We start from the raw sequence: 12536 nt of genomic DNA, 5'->3' as shown, positions 1-12536 counted from the left end.
CCACTATCAGGCGCGTTTAGCGCGACGTTCAGCAATAAATGCTACCAGGAAGACAGCGCCAATCAGGTCAAAGAAGCCCATGGCAATAAACAGCGGGTTAAAGCCGATTTTGTCGGCGGTTACGCCGATTAACAGCGAGAACAGGAAGCTGGCGATCCACGCAGCAGAGCCGCGCATGCCGTTGACAGTCGCCATCTGGCCTTTGTCGAACGACTCCACGACCAGGGCGCTCAGCATGCAGGAGATGATCTGGTGCCCGAAGCCGCCGATGGAGATCAGCACGATGGTGATATACGGGTCGCGGGTGATGGCTACGATGCCCAGAGAGATCATCAGGAACGCGCCCGTCACGGAGCTTGCTACCACAGAGTTAACGCGGGAGCAGCCGAACAGACGGGTATACAGACGCGTCAGGTAACCACTCACCACGCTACCGAGGTCGGCGGCGAGGAACGGCAGCCAGGCAAACATCGCAATCTGCTTCAAATCCATACCGTGCTCTTTGGCAAGGTACAGCGGCACCCAGAAGCTCAGTACTGCCCAGGCGGGCTCCGCCATAAAGGCCGGGATGGCGATGCCGTAGAAGCGTTTGTTTTTTGAGACGGTCTTCAGCGCAGTCAGGAAGGGCAGTTTGACCGCTGGCGGTTCGTTATCCTGCTTAATAAACGCCAGCTCGTCCTTACTCAGGTTCGGGTGCTGTTCCGGATTGTGGTAGAACGCCCACCACAGGATCACCCATAGCAGCGCCAGCACGCCGGTAAACATAAACGCGCCCTGCCAGCCGAACGAGGCGTGAGCAAAGTAGATGATAGGCGGTGCCAGCATCGCGCCGATGGAGAAACCCACACCCGCCCAACCTGCGGCAACAGGACGTTCTGATTTCGGGAACCATTCGCCAATGGTTTTGGCGTTCGCCGGGGTCGCAGCCGCTTCGGTCGCTCCCATAAAGAAGCGAAGAATGGCCAGGTGTAGCCAACTTCCGGCGCCCGCGTGGAAAATACACATCAGCGCCCATATCGCGGCGCAGATCATAAAGCCAATCTTCAGGCCGATAACGTCGATCAGCCAGCCGCACAGGGGCTGGAAAATGGTGTAGGCAATCTGAAACGCGCCGACGATCCAGGAGTATTGCTCGGTGGTGATGCCGAGGCTCTCTTTCAACTCCGGAGCGAGAATACCTAACGAGTTTCGGGTGATGTAGTTAACGGTGACGCCAAGTAAGAACAGCACCAGGATGTACCAGCGCAGGTTCTTGATGACGCGACGGGTGTTGCTTGTCGCAACGGTGTTATTGATGTCCTGACTCATTTTACTCTCCACAAGACGGACGGTAAGGGGACGGAGGTTCAGGTGTCACACAAATTTTTATGTATTTGATTTCTATGCGTTTTAAATACGTAAGTTGATATACAACTAGTATGGAAGTGGTGTGACAAGTTCACCTTAAGGGAGAACATGAGCGGGAAATAGTCGTTTTTGTGCAAAATTTCTCATAAATAACGTAAGTCATTTGGCATGATGGCTCCCATGCCAGTTATTTACTGATAAATACGCCATGAAAATTTTTTCATTTTGCAAATGGAGCCAGATCACAAAATGGACAAAAGGCTAAAAATTACCGAAATCGCAGCCCGTACTCAGCTCTCTATCAGCACGGTTTCCCGCGTGCTGGCGGGGAAGGCCAACACCAGTGAGAAAGCACGGGCAAAGGTGTTGGCATGCGCGCGGGAGCTGGGGGTGATTGACGGCATGGCGGCCGGGCGTTTGCTGCTTAACTCTCTGGTGGTTTTTGCGCCGCAGCGGGCGTTTGACGAGCGGTCCGACATCTTTTACTACCGCGTGATCCAGAGCGTGAGTAAAGGCCTGGCATCCCACGAGGTTCGCCTGCGCTATTGCGCGCTGGAAGAGAATGATAGCGATGCGCAGTTGTTTCTGACGCGAATGAACGAGCCGGACACCCAGGCCGCCATTCTTCTCGGTATCGACGATCCTCATATCCACGATCTGGCGGTGGATGTCGCTAAACCCTGCATGTTAATTAACTGCCGGGACCGGCACATGCGCCTGCCCGCCGTCACGCCCGATCACCGCGCCATTGGCGAACGGGCGGCGGAATATCTGTTCGAAATGGGGCACCGGGAGGTGCTGAATGTAATGTGTCTGCGCCGCTACACTATGGAGCTGCGCCTGTCGGGGATCCGCGACGCGTGGCAGTCACACAACCTGAAATTTAATGACCTGCGCGATCTGCTGGTGGTGCCGAGCTTTAGCGCTCGTGAAACGGAGGAGCTGGTAAATGCCTGGCTTATTGAGCGGCAGGGTAAGGATCTGCCGACTGCATTTTTAGTTGGCGGCGATTTTATGGCGGCGGGTACCATCAGTGCTCTGCAAAAACACGGCCTGCGCGTACCTCAGGACGTCTCTGTCATGAGCATCGACGGCTTTAATCTGGCGGCGATTCAGGATGTACCCTTAACCGCAGTGCATGTTCCCCGTGATGAACTGGGAACGGAAGCGGTATATATGCTCCAGCAGCGGCTGATGCGCCCGGATGCGCCGGTGGGGACATTATTGCTTAACGGCATGCTGGCCGTACGGGAATCAGTACGGCGGATACGTCAGGGGAAACGACGCACCGCCGTTGATCGGGAAGGACTGTACGACAGCTAAGCTATACCCAGCGCGCGTTTACCGTGGATATTCAAATCCTCCAGCGTGAAGCGTCCTTCCCAGCCAGTTTCATAATCCTCGCGCGGGAAATCCCCCGGCGACGCGCCTTTTTCCAGCGCGGCCTTCACTTTGTGGGCGTAGGCCAGATTCTTTTCGCACATCGGCGCGGCAGGGATATACATCACATTGCCCCAGCCCTGCTGATTTTCCACCGGCGCGACGGAGTGGATCACATCGCAATGCCACCAGACGGAGTCTCCGGCGTCCAGTTGCGGAATACTGGTTAACGCCTCTATCAGCAGCGGATGCCATTGCGTGGAAATCGGCAGAACTCTGCCGGGCGCGACGCCGCAAAGCTCATCTTCCGGCACATCGTCAAGCAATGGACGTAATAGCACATAGGCCATCGCTTCAGGAATCGGGACTACGTGCAACAATCCCTGACCTGGCAACATATCGGAGAGTGCCGTCCAGCCCTGGAAGGTACGAAATACTGAACATTTAGTGGTGTTATCTACCGTGTACTCTTCAACTTCTGTGCGATGCGCCGCCTGCCATGGATCGTAATCTTCCAGCTTGCCATTGAAAACATTCGCAAAGACCTGCTGATATGCCGGCAGAAGCCAGCGCTCCAGCGCGCCGGAATCCGTATGCGCGCCCAGCCCTTTGGACGTTGTTCCCGGCGGACGACGACGTATGCGGTCAGGATAGATGACGCTGATGTCCGGGTTAAACCATTGTTTCCCTTCGCTTGTAAACGTCCACAGACGATTAAGGAATGACTGCGCATTGGCCATTTCTTCGCTCTGACGGGCCTGCATTTGCGCCTGGGACCAGTAGATGGGGTAGATCTCCGGTCGGGATGCGCTGAGGGTGCCAAAGAAGTTATCACCGGGGCCTTTGTAGACCTCATCGAAATGGTTTCGATCCAGGTAATCGAGCATCGACTGATCCCATGCCAGCGCCTGTTCGCGGGGGAAATGTCCCTTGATGACCACGCATCCGCGACGCTTAATCTCTTCACGTTGCTCTGCGTTTACGCGTCCCGCCTCGATATCCGCATAGGACAACGTTGGCCAAACCGGAGAACCTTGCGCTTTGAGGGCGTTGATTTCCGCCACGCGAGTGGCAATGGCATCGCTCAACTGATTGAAAATCAACTGAACATCCCCAAGCTGTGCCCGCAATTGCTGTTTCATCTGACGGATTGCCGCTTTGTGATCGACGGGCAATGTGTCGCTGGTAAACGTAAAAGCCATAACCACCTCGCATTAACTTTCATTCGAAACTAATTTATCTTACACATGCAATATAAGTTAAAAATAGGTTAATGCAAGTTTAAAAACTTGATGGTGTGCACGGAATGCATTAAGCGTGAGAACCGGAGCACGCCCCGGTTAGCAGGATTAGACGTTAGTTAAAAGGAGAGGTGTTATCCAGCACCGCCTGAATCACATTCAGCGCGCCCTGATGGTTATTGTCATCGGTCTGATAGCGGGCAATCGCTTTGATGCTCTCTGCCGCATTGGCCATGGCGAAAGAGTAATGCGCCATTTTCAACATTTCTGCATCGTTGCCGCTATCGCCAATGGCGACGACGTTTTGTGGAGACAGGTTCCAGCGTTTCAGCAGGCGGCTGATACCGTTGGCTTTATGTAAGCCCGGAATAATCAAATCGATAAACCCAAAGCCGCTGGTGACGGGCTTCATTATGCCATCCAGAGCGGTATGCAGGTGATCGATAACCAACGGGATTTGTTGGTCGGGTAAGTTCAGTGAAAACTTAAACAGCACATCATCAATGTCCTGATAATCCTTCACCGGTTTCAGGCGATGGTAGTGTTTCGACATCAATGCCACGAAAGACTCAGGAGCATTCTCACTGACGTAGGCGCTTTGCAGACCACAGGCAACAAAATTGAGCTGCTTGTCTTTGAGGAGTTCGCCAATAACAATGCGTGATTCGTGACGGGTAAGCTCGCCGTGAAACAGCTGTTTGCCATGCTCATAAACCAGCGCGCCATTCTCAGCGACAAACGATATTTCGTCTTTAAGCTCCGGGAAAAAGGAGATCAGCTGGAAATACTGGTTGCCGCTGGCCACGACAAATTCAATATCTCGTTTTTTCAGTTCCTGATACTGCGCCATAAAACGTGCACGATCGTATTTCTTGGCGTCGTCGAGAAAAGTTCCGTCCATATCGGTGACGATAACTTTGATGGTCATACTTGCTCCTGGCTCATAACTGCGACCAGAAACATTCTAATAACAATGTGACCTGAAGCACAAATTTAATTTCGAATGAAAGTAAAAGGCCGGGTGGCAGCTTCGCCTTACCCGGCTAAGGGGAGAGCAGTTGTAGGCCGGATAAGCGTCAGCGCATCCGGCAATGGGGAGGGTAGCGTGCCGGATGGCGGCGTGAACACCTTATCCGGCCTACAATATTGCTTACAGCATATGCTCAGTACGCGCGATGATATCGTCCTGCGCATCCGGAGACAGGGCAGTGAAGAAGGCGGAATAGCCTGCGACACGCACCACCAGGTCACGGTATTGATCCGGGTGTTTTTTTGCTTCCAGCAGCGTTTCACGGGACACAATGTTGTACTGAATATGCCAGCCTTTGTGCTCTTCAAAGAAGGTGCGCAGCAGGATCATCAGCTTTTGTTTATCTGATTCATTCTCCAGCGTGGCCGGATTCAGCTTCTGGTTTAACAACACGCCGCCGAGAATGGAGCCGGTCGGCAGTTTACCCACCGAGCCAATCACCGCCGTCGGGCCGAGATGGTCCGTCCCGGAAGCCGGACTTGCGCCTTCAGCCAGCGGGGTGTGAGCTTTACGGCCATCCGGCGTTGCCATGGTTGCCGCGCCAAACGGCACGTTGGCGGAGATAGAAGAGGTCCCGGCGTAGTAATTGCCGCCAACCGGACCGCGACCATAACGTGGATTATGGTACTGTTTCAGTTCATCAATATAGGTCTGATAAGCGCGGGCCAGCAGCGTATCAACGGAATCGTCATCGTTACCGTACTTCGGCGCGCCGTTGATCAGTCGTTGGCGTAATTGCTCGTGAGTCAGACCGTCAAAATCATCAGCCAGTGCCGCAGCTAATTGCTGCTGGCCGATAGCGCCTTGATCGAAGACCAGTTTCTTCACAGCCGCCAGGCTGTTGCCGAGGTTGGCAATACCCACCTGCAAACCCGATACCCAGTCATACTTCGCGCCGCCTTGCTTAATGCTTTTCGCGCGTTCGATACAGTCGTCTACCAGCGCCGAACAGAGAATATCGTGTACGTTCTCTTCCAGCATGGTGTCGACGACATACTCGATTTCGATGGATTTACGCGTGTAGTAGCGAATCTGTGTATCCCAGGCGTCCATCACTTCATCGAAATTGTTGAAATTGCCGGCCGAGAGCGCTTTTTCCTGCGGCAGGAAGACCTTGCCGCTGGTGGCATCGCGTCCGCCTTCCAGCGCCGCCAGCATCACACGGGCAAAGTTAATAAAGCTCATACCGGTACAACGATAGCCCCATTTGCCGCCAACGGCGGTTTCGATGCAACCAATGGCCGCATAGTCGTAGGCATCCTGCGGTTCAATGCCAAGCTTGATAAATTCAGGTATGACGATTTCATCGTTGTTAAAGGCTGGCATCCCGAAGCCGCAGCGAATGACCTGCACACAGGCATCAAGGAAATCGTCACTCATCCCCGCATGATAGCGCACGCTCAGGTTAGGCTGAGTAGAGCGCAGGCGGCCGCAGGATTCGAGAATGGCGTAGGAGAGCGGGTTGACGGCATCCACCGCCTGACCGTTAACCAGATTCTGTCCGCCAATGGTCACGTTCTGATACAGCGGGCTACCTGCCGATGCTTTGGAGTGGGAGCCGGAGCGGATTTTGTTTACTTCCAGCAGCTTCAGCCAGCAGCTGTGCAGCAGCTCAATGGCGTGCTCACGATCAAGACTCTGGTTCAGTTCAACGTCACGACGATAGAACGGATAGAGGTATTGATCCATACGACCAAACGACACCGAGTGACCGTTGGATTCAATTTGCAGGATCAACTGGATGAAGTAGCACAACTGCAGCGCCTGCCAGAACGTTTTTGGCGGTTCATGGGCAATCACATCACAGTTTTCCGCCATGGCCAGCAGTTCCTCGCGACGGCTGGCGCGGGTCTCCGAGGATGCCATTTTACGTGCCAGAGCGGCAAAGCGCTCAATATGCAGACTGACGGCCTCCAGCACGATATCAATCGCTTTCAGAAACTGATCGCCATGGAGGTCTTCCAGACAAGTCAGATTGATGCGGGAGCGACGTTCATCGACTTTGTGGCGCAGGCCGTCGAGACCTTTTTCCAGCAGCAGCGGGAAGTTCACCGCCAGGTGTGCGTCGCCGGAAGTCATATTGCCTTCGGCTTTGATAATGCCGGTTTCCAGCAGACCTTTCTGCTCATCGGTAAACATCCCGTAGCAGCGATCCTGTACGGTCTGGCCGCGCCACCACGGGCACACCTCGTGCAATACGCGTTTGTTCTCTTCACTTACCGAAAAGCCAGCGCCCGGCCTGTCGGCGAGGTCATCGATCTCTTTTTCAATCCAGGAGACGGTGTATTCCGGGAAGATCGGTGCAGCGCGCACTTCGCTCGCCTGGTTGCCGATAATCAGTTCGTCATGCTTGATCCAGATAGTACGTTCCGCCAGATGATGGGCCAGCGCCAGCGCGCGGCGTACCGGGATCGGCTTATCCAGATGTTGTTGATACATCTCGGTATAGTGCTGGGCGCGCTCGGTGCAAACCGGCGGCTTCACGATGTGGATCAGGGCTGTTTTATGCGCTTTGATACGGTCGCTGAGTGTGTCCAGTTTCAGAGTGGTCATGGCGATTATCCTCGTAGGGTCGCGGTTAAACCTTTATGGCGGGCATACTGCTGAGCAAATTCGAGCAGGGCAGGCGCCTCAAGCGGTTTATCCGGTGCGTTGTAGGGGTGACTGAGTAAGTGGTATTTATTGATGCCCAGGGTGTGATAGGGCAAAAAATGGATCTCACCGACGTGAAGCTCGTCGGCAGCAAAATCGGTAATAGCCTGGATGGCGGCTTCGTCAGCGTTGAAACCCTGAATCAGCGGTACGCGGATAATCATTTTTTTACCCGCAGCGGCCAATTTTTTCAGATTGTCTAATACACGAGAGGCACTGCCATCGGTCCACTGCTTAAACGGCGCGTCGGCGACATGTTTTAAATCAGCCAGGAACAGATCAACGTAAGGTAATGACGGCTCGATATACTTCCACGGCACATGTAGACAGGTTTCGACCGCCGTATGAATGCCCGCATCGTGGCTGGCCTTGAATAATTCTGCCGCCAGGTCTGGCTGCATAAACGGTTCGCCACCGGAGAGGGTGAGCCCGCCACCGCTACGATCGTAAAACGGTTTATCACGCAGTACGGTCGCCATGATGTCGTCCACGCTTTTTACCTCTCCGCAGACGGTCAACGCCTGGGTTGGACAGCAGTCCGTCAGGGCGGCGAAAGCGTCATCGGTCAGTTTTTCGCGATGAATAAGCAGACCGCTCAGCGCTCGCTCAATCACCGCAGGTGCCGCCTGAGCACAGAGATCGCAACCGTCGAGACACAAACGTGCGTCGTAGAGCAGGTCCTGTGTGCGGGCGCGGCTTTCCGGATTCTGACACCAACGACAGCCCAGGGAGCATCCCTTAAGGAACACCACGGTACGGATACCGGGACCATCATGCGTGGAATAGCGCTGGATATTGAAAATCATAAGCGGCCTCTTTTCTTTCGTATAAAGATTAAATTACTTTCGAATGAAAGTTATATTGACGTGCGTCAACTAACCGTGAGGTTTCGCCGTGCTACCTTTTATTCATGCTAATTATTCGTTTGAGGAAAGGTTATGGAACTCTATTTAGATACGTCTGATGTTGCCGCTGTCAAAGCTCTGGCGCGTGTTTTGCCGTTGGCTGGGGTGACCACTAACCCGAGCATTGTGGCGGCTGGTAAAGAGAGGCTGGAAGTGTTGCTGCCGCAACTGCAGGAAGCGATGGGAGGACAAGGCCGTCTGTTTGCGCAGGTGATGGCGACGACCGCCGAAGGTATGGTCAATGATGCGCGTAAACTGCGGGCAATTATCGCGGATATCGTGGTCAAAGTACCGGTGACGGCAGAAGGTCTGGCGGCAATTAAACTATTGAAAGAAGAAGGGATCCCGACGCTGGGTACCGCGGTATACGGTGCTGCTCAAGGGCTGTTAGCGGCGCTGGCGGGAGCGGAATATGTTGCGCCATACGTAAACCGCGTGGATGCGCAGGGGGGAGATGGTATTCAGACGGTGACCGAACTGCAAACCTTACTGAACATGCATGCGCCGCACGCCAAAGTACTGGCAGCCAGCTTCAAAACGCCGCGTCAGGCGCTGGATTGCCTGCTGGCAGGCTGCGAGTCCATCACGCTGCCGCTGGACGTGGCGCAGCAGTTTATGACCTCTCCGGCTGTGGATGCGGCGATTGTGAAGTTTGAGCAGGACTGGCAGGGGGCGTTTGGACGGACGTCGATCTAGTTTTAGGTCGGATTACTCCGGCATATTTGCGTAGGTGATTCCGTTAAAATGAATCTGTTGCAGTTAAGAGCAATAAACTGCGAATCCCCCTCGTAAAACCGGTAAAGCCTGCATGCTACCCGTCATCGCGACGGGTACATTCACGTCATCATGTTTATCAGGTGACGGACCGCCATGAAAAAAACACCTACAGCCACACCGCACGATGCGCTGTTTAAAACATTTTTAAAATACCCTGCCACAGCCCGTGATTTTATTGAAATTCATCTTCCTCCCACGCTACGGGCGCTTTGCGATCTGGCGACGTTAGAACTGCAACCTACCAGTTTTATTGAAGAAAACTTACGCGCATATTATTCAGATGTGCTTTGGTCGATGAAAACCAGTGAAGGGGAGGGTTATATCTATGTCGTGATTGAACATCAAAGTCGTCCTGATGTGCATATGTCGTTTCGCCTGATGCGTTATGCGATAGCGGCAATGCAAAGCCACCTTGACGCCGGGCATACCCGCTTACCGTTAGTCGTGCCGATGTTGTTTTATCATGGCGTCGATACGCCTTATCCCTTCTCTTTATGCTGGCTGGATGAGTTTGATAATCCGCTCCTGGCGCGCCAGCTTTATTTGTCGGCATTTCCATTGGTGGATATTACCGTGATCCCGGATGAAGAAATTATGCAGCACCGGCGTATCGCACTGCTGGAATTGATTCAAAAGCATATTCGCCAGCGCGATTTAGTAGTACTGGTGGACAATCTGGCTACGCTGCTGGTTACAGGAAGTGCTAATGACAGCCAGCTAAAAGCGCTGTTTAATTATCTGCTAATCCAGCATGGTCACAAACCGCGCTTTGGGCGATTTATGCGTAAGCTGGCGCAGCAGGTACCCGAACACAAGGAGAGTACAATGAATATTGTTGAAAAAATACGTAGGGCAGGGGAGCGAAAGGGGCTACGGAAAGGCATGGAGCGCGGTCATGAAAAAGGTTTAGCTGAAGGTCGTCGCGAGGAAGCGCAGCGCATTGCCCACTCAATGCTGGCCGATGGTCTCCCACGGGAGCTTATCGTGAGAATCACCGGGCTATCTGAGGAAGATATTAAATCTTTGACGCATTGAATGTATGTTAATACAGCCCCGGAAAATAAATGCCGCCGGGGCTTACCGTTACTGCCCGCACACCTCACATCCCGGGTTACGCATCAGCTTCATTTCGCGAAACTGGCAGGTCATGGCGTCGTACATGACGATTTTTCCAGATGCGGGTTTACCGTAGTTTGCCAATAATTTAATGGCTTCCATGGCCTGTAATGAGCCGATCACGCCGATTAGCGGAGCCATTACGCCAGCTTCCACGCAGGTGAGGGCATTTTCACCGAACAGGCGGCTCAGGCAACGGTAGCAAGGTTCGCCTTCCTGATAGGTAAAGACGGTAATTTGTCCTTCCATGCGAATTGCCGCCCCGGAAACCAGCGGAACCTTTGCGCTAAAGCATCCGGCATTAAGCTGATTGCGGATGCTGACGTTATCCGTACAGTCCAGCACCAAATCGTGTTTGGCGATCAGCGCGTGAATTTCGCTATCATCCAGCAGCGCATTCACTGGCGTAATGGCGATATAAGGATTAATCCGCGCCAGCGCGTCGCGGGCGGATAGCACTTTCGGTTGCCCTACGGTTGCATCGCTGTGCAGCGTCTGACGCTGGAGGTTCGACACGGAAACGGTGTCAAAGTCGAGCAACGTTAAATGCCCGACGCCAGCGCCAGCCAGGTATTGGGTCGCGGCGCAGCCAAGTCCCCCCAGACCAACGACCAGTACCCGCGCCTCCTTCAGCGCTTCTTGACCTTCAAAATCGAAGCCGCGCAGAATGATTTGCCGGTTATAGCGCATCATCTCCTGGTCGCTGAGTTCCGCCATTACAGACCTCCAAACAGCGCGTTAAACGGCTCGACTTCAACCCACTCTCCGGCTTCAACGTTACCACGATCGCGTTCCAGCACGATAAAACAGTTGCCGAGGCTAAAGGAGCTAAAAATATGCGAACCCTGGTGTCCGGTGGTGGTGACTTCCAGTTCGCCTTCTGCGGTGCGCTGCAATACGCCACGTTGAAAATCCAGACGGCCTGGCGTTTTCTTCAGACGTGACGCGGTGCGTACGCGTTGACGAGGAGGCAACCCACAGCCCGTGTTGCCGCTAAGCTTCGCCAGCATTGGTTGCACCAGTTGATAAAAGGTGAGGGCTGCTGACACCGGGTTACCCGGCAGGCCGCAAAACCAACTGTTGCTTAGTTTGCCAAAGGCGAACGGTTTGCCCGGTTTGATGGCCAGCTTCCAGAAGGCAATTTCTCCCAGTTCCTCCAGAATGGTTTTGGTGTAATCCGCTTCACCGACAGAAACGCCACCGGAGCTGATAACGACATCGGCCTGGCTGTCGGCTTCAATAAACGCCGCGCGTAGCGCGTTGGGATCGTCGCGAATAATCCCAAGGTTGATCACCTCGCAGCCCAACTGTTGCAGCATCAGGTGAACGGCCAGACGGTTGGTGTCATAAATCTGTCCGTCGCCCAGCGGTTGACCCGGCAGTTGCAGTTCATCACCGGTGGAGAACAACGCCACCCGGACTTTGCGCACAACAGGCACATCAGCAATACCGAGCGAAGCCAGAACCGGGAGCTCGGCGGTTGTCAGGCGAGTCCCGGCGGGGAAGACGACTGCACCGTTTGCAATATCTTCACCGCGCAGACGAATATTTTGTCCGCCGCGGACTTCGGCGGTAAAACGTACACCGTCATCGGTTTGTTCCGTTTGTTCCTGCATGACCACCGCTTCACAACCGGCAGGCACCGGGGCACCGGTCATGATGCGGATACAGGTCCCCGCGGGCCATTCGCCGTGAAAAGGCTGTCCGGCAAAGGCTTTGCCTGCTACCGCAAGCGGCAGACCCGAGCGTAAATCGTCTAATCGCACCGCATAGCCATCCATTGCCGAATTATCGAATCCTGGTACATCAATGGGGGAAACGACGTCGGCGGCCAGAATGCGGCCAAAGCATTGAACCAGCGGCAGCGTTTCGACGGCGGTGAGCGGGGTAATACGCGACAGCATCTGAGAGAGAGCCGTTTCAAGCGGCATCAGTCCGGCGGTAAATTCCATGAGAAGACTCCTGCGGGCAAAATCGAATCCGGCCATTATGTCAGAAAATGGCCGCGGACAGTATGCTACCTCAGGCTTAGAATCAGATCTGATCAAGGTTTCATGCCAGAGGATAGCGCCACAGGAAAAAAGCAGT

At 54.1% G+C, this 12536-nt stretch carries 10 protein-coding genes; 3 read left to right on the top strand and 7 right to left on the bottom strand.

From position 1 onward, the window contains the following. Nucleotides 1-6: 6 nt before the first annotated feature. Nucleotides 7-1308, bottom strand: a complete 1302-nt coding sequence (locus FDW97_RS09945) for an MFS transporter (protein ID WP_121528808.1) — start codon at nt 1306-1308, stop codon at nt 7-9. Nucleotides 1309-1596: 288 nt separating this feature from the next. Between FDW97_RS09945 and FDW97_RS09940 the strand changes: the two genes are divergently transcribed. Next, entirely contained in the window at nt 1597-2670 is a 1074-nt protein-coding gene (locus FDW97_RS09940) for a LacI family DNA-binding transcriptional regulator (RefSeq protein ID WP_137347385.1), read from the top strand. Here the strand turns inward: FDW97_RS09940 and FDW97_RS09935 are convergent. The 4 genes from FDW97_RS09935 to FDW97_RS09920 all read right to left on the bottom strand — a co-directional run bounded on the left by FDW97_RS09935 (nt 2667) and on the right by FDW97_RS09920 (nt 8456). Continuing rightward, the gene (locus FDW97_RS09935) at nt 2667-3929 is read right to left on the bottom strand and encodes a DUF1479 domain-containing protein (RefSeq protein WP_137350987.1); all 1263 of its coding nucleotides are present in this window, start codon (nt 3927-3929) and stop codon (nt 2667-2669) included. The two genes, FDW97_RS09940 and FDW97_RS09935, sit on opposite strands and share 4 nt — an antisense overlap. A 154-nt stretch (nt 3930-4083) precedes the next feature. Continuing rightward, on the bottom strand, nt 4084-4896 hold the full coding sequence (locus tag FDW97_RS09930) for a Cof-type HAD-IIB family hydrolase (protein WP_038639148.1): 813 nt from the start codon (nt 4894-4896) through the stop codon (nt 4084-4086). Between the two features lie 222 nt (nt 4897-5118). Next, nucleotides 5119-7551 (bottom strand): glycyl radical protein, encoded by a 2433-nt coding sequence (locus tag FDW97_RS09925; protein ID WP_137350986.1) that lies wholly within the window; start codon nt 7549-7551, stop codon nt 5119-5121. A gap of 5 nt (nt 7552-7556) precedes the next feature. Next, a complete protein-coding gene (locus FDW97_RS09920; protein WP_137350985.1) occupies nt 7557-8456 on the bottom strand; it encodes a glycyl-radical enzyme activating protein in 900 nt (299 codons plus the stop codon). A gap of 132 nt (nt 8457-8588) precedes the next feature. On the opposite strand from FDW97_RS09920, the gene fsa reads away from it, so the two are divergent. Both fsa and FDW97_RS09910 read left to right on the top strand, forming a co-directional pair. Beyond that, the gene (gene fsa, locus FDW97_RS09915) at nt 8589-9251 is read left to right on the top strand and encodes a fructose-6-phosphate aldolase (protein WP_087857587.1); all 663 of its coding nucleotides are present in this window, start codon (nt 8589-8591) and stop codon (nt 9249-9251) included. 174 nt (nt 9252-9425) lie between these two features. Further along, the gene (locus FDW97_RS09910) at nt 9426-10367 is read left to right on the top strand and encodes an Rpn family recombination-promoting nuclease/putative transposase (RefSeq protein ID WP_087857586.1); all 942 of its coding nucleotides are present in this window, start codon (nt 9426-9428) and stop codon (nt 10365-10367) included. Nucleotides 10368-10415: 48 nt separating this feature from the next. Here FDW97_RS09910 and moeB read toward each other — a convergent pair whose 3' ends face one another. Together moeB and moeA are read right to left on the bottom strand one after the other, a co-directional pair. Next, nucleotides 10416-11165, bottom strand: coding sequence for a molybdopterin-synthase adenylyltransferase MoeB (gene moeB, locus FDW97_RS09905; RefSeq protein ID WP_038639163.1), 750 nt, complete (start codon nt 11163-11165; stop codon nt 10416-10418). After that, nucleotides 11165-12400, bottom strand: a complete 1236-nt coding sequence (moeA, locus tag FDW97_RS09900) for a molybdopterin molybdotransferase MoeA (protein ID WP_137347390.1) — start codon at nt 12398-12400, stop codon at nt 11165-11167. Before moeA ends, moeB begins: the two co-directional genes overlap by 1 nt. Nucleotides 12401-12536 lie beyond the last annotated feature (136 nt).

The organism is Citrobacter sp. wls708 (genome assembly GCF_005281255.1).
Lineage (GTDB): Bacteria > Pseudomonadota > Gammaproteobacteria > Enterobacterales > Enterobacteriaceae > Citrobacter > Citrobacter werkmanii.
The sequence above is the reverse complement of the archived record's forward strand: the minus strand, read 5'-3'. Positions and strand labels throughout refer to the sequence as shown.